At 58.7% G+C, this 2,736-nt stretch carries 3 protein-coding genes; all 3 read left to right on the top strand.

The genetic code is table 11. The features are described 5' to 3' along the window. Positions 1-82 precede the first annotated feature (82 nt). The 3 genes from tnpA to tnpC are packed head-to-tail and all read left to right on the top strand — an operon-like array spanning position 83 to position 2,704. Positions 83-721, top strand: coding sequence for an IS66-like element accessory protein TnpA (tnpA, locus tag ACGS9J_RS26855; RefSeq protein WP_004966354.1), 639 nt, complete (start codon positions 83-85; stop codon positions 719-721). Beyond that, positions 718-1,065: an IS66 family insertion sequence element accessory protein TnpB gene (gene tnpB, locus ACGS9J_RS26850; protein ID WP_004966355.1), complete on the top strand. Its 348-nt coding sequence runs from the start codon at positions 718-720 to the stop codon at positions 1,063-1,065. Before tnpA ends, tnpB begins: the two co-directional genes overlap by 4 nt. Before the next feature lie 19 nt (positions 1,066-1,084). After that, positions 1,085-2,704 carry an IS66 family transposase gene (gene tnpC, locus ACGS9J_RS26845; RefSeq protein ID WP_165620797.1) on the top strand — a complete coding sequence of 540 codons (1,620 nt, stop codon included), beginning with the start codon at positions 1,085-1,087 and terminating at the stop codon, positions 2,702-2,704. The last annotated feature ends 32 nt before the right edge of the window (positions 2,705-2,736 follow it).

Genomic DNA, 2,736 nt, shown 5'->3' with positions numbered 1-2,736 from the left:
GTAAGCGCTCCATCAGCACCGTCTTCCCCTGTATTTTCCTGTTCACGATAATGTCCACTTTCGCGAAAATGGACATTATCCCATGTATGAATACAAACCCTCCCGGCCCTTCATCACCGAGGCGCTCCGCTTAAGGTTCGAAGCCGGTCTTTCTTTCCGCCAAATCGGCGAACAACTTGACGTGGGCATGTCCGCTGTCCATAAACTGGTTCAGCGCTTCCTGCGGGCTAACCTTATGTGGCCGCTTGATGACAGCTGGACTGCTGACAAACTCGAGTTGACGCTCTACCCTTCAACCCGCCCCAGGCCAGACGGCGATGTTCAGCAGCGCAGACCCAATTACTCCAACGGCTTCAAACTCCACCTCGTTGAGCTAACGATGAAACCGGGTGTCAGCGTGGCTCATGTTGCGCGTGCCAACGATATCAATGCCAACCTGCTGTTCAACTGGCGCCATCAATATAAATTGGGGAAACTGACGCCTGATAATCGGCAGGGTGCTGCTCTGATCCCCGTCGCGCTTTCTCCCGCAAAAACGTCTGATTCACCTGTCCCGGCAACGGGCGGCAGCCGTCGCCAAACGGATTTACCCCACACAACAGCGTCAGCATTGACCTGTGAGCTGCTTATGCCCGCCGGAACATTACGCCTGAGTGGTGCTGTCACAGCAGCAATGTTGCAGGCGCTGGTCCGTGAACTGGGTGAGGTTGGAAAACCATGATCACCTTGCCTTCAGGCTCCCGAGTTTGGCTGGTTGCCGGCGTGACCGACATGCGCAACGGCTTCAACGGTCTGGCGTCGCGCGTGCAGAACGTGCTCAACGACGACCCGTTCGGCGGCCATCTGTTCATCTTCCGCGGACGCCGCGGTGACATGATAAAAATACTGTGGGCCGATGAGGATGGCCTTTGCCTGTTCGTCAAGCGCCTGGAGCGCGGTCACTTCGTCTGGCCCTCCGTCAGCGACGGCAAAATCCACCTGACGCCAGCGCAGTTGGCCATGTTGCTCGAAGGCCTCAACTGGAAACACCCTCAGCGCGTATATCCGTCTGGCCTGCGCGTATAACCTGTTGTAATGTTGAGAGATGAAAACCGAAATCCCCGACGACATTGACGCGCTGAAAACCATGGTGCACCAGCAGCAGGTGTTGCTAAAGCAGCTCCAGGCTCAGATGTGCCGCTATGAAGGGCAGGTAGCCGGCTATGAGCGGGAAATCGAACGCCTGAAGAGCCAGCTCGATAAACTCAAACGGATGCTGTTCGGCCAAAGCTCGGAAAAACTGCGCAACAAGCTCGAGAAAAAAATCCGCGAGGCCGAAAAACGGTTGGACGAAATGGAAGGCCGGCTGCATACCGCCAAGGGGTGTCTGGAGGCCGTAGCAGCGGTAACGGCGGAGTCTGCTGAAACAGGCGTTGTTCCAGAAGGGTCGGCAGAAAAACCGGTCACACCGCGCCCTTCATCGCGCAAGCCGCTGCCGCCGACGTTACCACGTGAGACCGTGCGTATCGAACCGGCGGAAAAGGTCTGCCCGGTCTGCGCCGGCGAATTGGCGGCGCTGGGTGAAACGGTCAGCGATCAGTTGGATATCATCAACAATGCCTTCAGGGTCATCGAAACGGTGCGGCCGAAGCTGGCCTGCCGGAAGTGCGATGCCATCGTGCAGGCCCCCTTGCCGGCGAAGCCGCTGGACCGCAGTTATGCCAGCCCGGGGCTGCTGGCGCGTATCCTGGTGAGTAAATACGTTGAGCATACGCCGCTGTATCGTCAGAGCGAAATCTACGCGCGGCACGGCCTTGAGCTGAGCCGTAACACGATGGTGCGTTGGGTGCAGGCACTGGCGGAAAAACTGAGTCCGCTGGCCGATGCGCTGAACCGGTACATCCTGTCGGCGGGCAAGGTGCATACTGACGATACGACGGTGCCGGTACAGGCACCGGGCAATGGCAAAACACGCACCGCCCGGTTATGGGTCTACGTGCGGGATGACCGAAACGCCGGGGCATCGATGCCACCGGCGGTGTGGTTCGCCTACTCGCCAGACCGCAAGGGTGCACATCCTCAAGGGCACCTAGCGGAATACCGTGGCGTACTGCAGGCGGATGCGTATGGCGGTTATGACGCGCTGTATGAAACCGGTCGAGTGACGGAAGCGGCGTGCCTGGCGCACGCGCGAAGAAAAATCCACGACGAGCATGCCCGGCGCCCAACGGCGCTGACGACCGAGGCGCTCAGACGAATAGCGGAGCTGTATGCCATTGAGGCCGATATCCGGGGCAGCCCGGCGGAAAGTCGGCTGGCGGTCAGGAAAGAAAAGAGCCGGCCGCTGATGCAGTCGCTGTACGAGTGGATCCAGGAACAGATGAAAACGCTGTCTATACACGCAGAAATGGCGAAGGCGTTCGGCTACATGCTGAAGCAGTGGGGTGCGCTGAACGTGTTCTGCGGAGACGGTTGGGTCGAAATCGACAACAACATCGCTGAAAACGCGTTGCGGTGCGTGGCGTTGGGGCGAAAAAACTGGTTGTTCGCGGGCTCGAACAAAGGCGGTGAAGCTGCGGCGATCATCTACAGTCTGCTAGGCACCTGCAAGCTGAATGGCGTGGAGCCAGAGGGCTGGTTGCGCGATGTACTCGGCAAAATCAGCGACTGGCCATCGAACCGGGTGCACGAACTGCTGCCCTGGAACCTGACAACCGTAAAATAATCCTTACGCTACGTCCTACACAGGGCGCTTAC

The sequence above is a fragment of the Serratia quinivorans genome (genome assembly GCF_052113645.1).
GTDB classification, from domain to species: Bacteria; Pseudomonadota; Gammaproteobacteria; order Enterobacterales; family Enterobacteriaceae; genus Serratia; species Serratia quinivorans_B.
Note: the sequence above shows the minus strand (reverse complement) of the source record. Positions and strands in the feature narration are given on the sequence as shown.

Excerpts from the sequence above, each read along its gene's own strand:
- tnpA (WP_004966354.1), top strand. The coding sequence starts at position 83 with ATGTATGAATACAAACCCTCCCGGCCCTTCATCACCGAGGCGCTCCGC.
- tnpB (WP_004966355.1), top strand. The coding sequence starts at position 718 with ATGATCACCTTGCCTTCAGGCTCCCGAGTTTGGCTGGTTGCCGGCGTG.
- tnpC (WP_165620797.1), top strand. The coding sequence starts at position 1,085 with ATGAAAACCGAAATCCCCGACGACATTGACGCGCTGAAAACCATGGTG.